Annotated in this window: 1 protein-coding gene; it reads left to right on the top strand. The window is 70.8% G+C overall.

Features of this window, described 5'->3' with window-relative positions:
- Positions 1-54: 54 nt before the first annotated feature.
- Positions 55-2199 (top strand): glycogen debranching protein GlgX, encoded by a 2145-nt coding sequence (gene glgX, locus ACWEN3_RS45670; protein WP_452984251.1) that lies wholly within the window; start codon positions 55-57, stop codon positions 2197-2199.
- Positions 2200-2208: the final 9 nt, after the last annotated feature.

Below are 2208 nucleotides of genomic sequence, written 5' to 3'. Positions count from 1 at the left end.
GGCCGCACTGGCCGCGCCCGCGCCCGCCGGTGACGACGCCCTGGAGGGCAGCCGGTGACCGCCCGCAAGTCCCGGAAAGGGCTGCCCGTCTGGAGCGGGCAGCCCTATCCATTGGGCGCCGCGTTCGACGGACAGGGCGCCAACTTCGCCCTGTTCAGCGAGGTCGCCGAGCGTGTCGACCTGATCCTCGTCGACGAGGCCGGCACCGAGAGCCCGGTCCGGCTGCACGAGGTCGACGGATTCGTGTGGCACGGCTATCTGCCCGGCATCGCTCCCGGCCAGCGCTACGGCTACCGGGTGCACGGCCCCTGGCAGCCCGCGCTCGGCCACCGGTGCAACCCGGCGAAGCTGCTGCTCGACCCGTACGCCCGCGCCGTGGACGGCCAGATCGACAACCACGCCTCGCTGTACGAGCGCGCCCCCGACGGGCCCGCCCCGGCCGACAGCGCCGGCCACTCCATGCTCGGCGTGGTCACCGACCCGTACTTCGACTGGGGCGACGACCGGCCGCCGCGGACGCCGTACTCGGACTCGGTCGTCTACGAGGCCCATGTGCGCGGCCTGACCCGCCGTCACCCCGATGTCCCCGAACGGCTGCGCGGCACCTACGCGGGTCTCGCGCACCCCGCGGTGATCGAGCACCTGACCTCGCTCGGGGTGACCGCGGTGGAGCTGATGCCGGTGCACCAGTTCGTCCAGGACGGCGTGCTGCAGGACCGCGGCCTGTCCAACTACTGGGGCTACAACACCATCGGCTTCTTCGCCCCGCACAACGCCTACGCCGCCTTCGGCACCCGCGGCCAGCAGGTCGACGAGTTCAAGGCCATGGTGAAGGCGCTGCACGCGGCCGGCCTCGAAGTCATCCTCGACGTGGTCTACAACCACACCGCCGAGGGCAACCAGATGGGCCCCACGCTGTCGTTCCGGGGCATCGACAACGCCTCCTACTACCGGCTGGTCGACGGCGACTGGGCGCACTACTACGACACCACCGGCACCGGCAACAGCCTGCTGATGCGCCACCCCTACGTCCTCCAGCTCATCATGGACTCGCTGCGGTACTGGGTCACCGAGATGCGGGTCGACGGCTTCCGGTTCGACCTGGCAGCCACGCTGGCCCGGCAGTTCCACGAGGTGGACCGCCTCTCGGCGTTCTTCGACCTGATCCAGCAGGACCCGGTGATCAGCCGCGTCAAGCTCATCGCCGAACCCTGGGACGTGGGGGAGGGCGGCTACCAGGTCGGCAACTTCCCGCCGCTGTGGTCGGAGTGGAACGGCAGGTACCGGGACGCCGTACGGGACTTCTGGCGCGCGGAGCCCGGCTCGCTCGGCGAGTTCGCCTCCCGGCTGACCGGCTCCTCCGACCTGTACCAGCACAGCAGGCGCCGGCCGCGCGCGAGCGTCAACTTCGTGACCGCGCACGACGGTTTCACCCTGCGCGACCTGGTGTCGTACAACGACAAGCACAACGAGGCCAACGGTGAGGACAACCGGGACGGAGAGAGCCACAACCGGTCCTGGAACTGCGGGGCGGAGGGGGGGAGCGACGACCCGGCCGTCCTCGAACTGCGCGGCCGCCAGCAGCACAACCTGCTCGCCACGCTGCTGCTGTCGCAGGGCATCCCGATGCTCTGCCACGGCGACGAGTTCGGCCGCACCCAGCGCGGCAACAACAACGCCTACTGCCAGGACAACGAGATCTCCTGGGTCGACTGGAGGCTGACCGACGAGCAGTCGAGCCTCGTGGACTTCACCCGGCATCTGATCGCGCTGCGCGCCGCGCATCCCGTGCTGCGCCGCCGGCGCTTCTTCCGCGGCGAGACCGCGACCAACGCCAGGCAGCCGGTGCCCGACCTGATGTGGTTCAGGCCCGACGCCCGCGAGATGACCGGCCGGGACTGGCAGCGCGGTGACGCCCACTCCGTCGGGGTGTTCCTCAACGGCGACGCCATCGCCGAGCGCGACTCCTACGGACGGCGGCTGGTCGACGACTCCTTCCTGCTGCTTCTGAACGGCTACTGGGAACCCGTCGACTTCCGCCTGCCCGACGCCTCCTTCGGAGAGCGCTGGACCACTCTGATCGACACCGCCGACCCCGACGGCATCCCGGACGAACGCGAACGCAAGGCCGGCACCCGGCTCGCCGTGGAGGCCCGCAGCCTCGTCCTGCTGACGCGCCCGTCGCGCGTCGCGAGCTAGGGCGGGCGC

This window comes from Streptomyces sp. NPDC004561, from assembly GCF_053602155.1.
The sequence above is the reverse complement of the archived record's forward strand: the minus strand, read 5'-3'. Positions and strand labels throughout refer to the sequence as shown.